Source organism: Pseudoalteromonas sp. T1lg76 (assembly GCF_002964725.1).
Lineage (GTDB): Bacteria > Pseudomonadota > Gammaproteobacteria > Enterobacterales > Alteromonadaceae > Pseudoalteromonas.
In genome coordinates, this window is the sequence record NZ_PQCE01000103.1 from 1 (window position 1) to 328 (window position 328).

The following is a 328-nucleotide window of genomic DNA, read 5'->3' on the forward strand; positions in this document are numbered from 1 at the left end:
GCTCAGGCCAGTCACATTGGTTACAGCCGAGTTTGGAGACTCAATTGTACCCGGACCTTCCCACTCAAATGTGATTTCATCGCCGTCAACATCCGTTGAAGCACTGGCATCTAAAGTCACCGTGTTACCTTCGGCTGCTGAGATAGTTGTTTGTGCTACTTCAGCAGTTGGTGCTGTGTTTGCGCTCTCAACAGTCACTACTACTTCGCTTGTAGTAACTATCTCGCCATCGCTTACACTTACAGTGAAGGTATGCTCACCTTCGCTCAGGCCAGTCACATTGGTTACAGCCGAGTTTGGAGACTCAATTGTACCCGGACCTTCCCAC

1 protein-coding gene is annotated in these 328 nt (G+C 49.7%); it reads right to left on the bottom strand.

Annotated elements, in window-relative coordinates:
* The coding region (locus C2M35_RS15395) for a PKD domain-containing protein (RefSeq protein WP_199774439.1) at positions 1-279 on the bottom strand (279 nt) is incomplete at its 3' end.
* Positions 280-328: the final 49 nt, after the last annotated feature.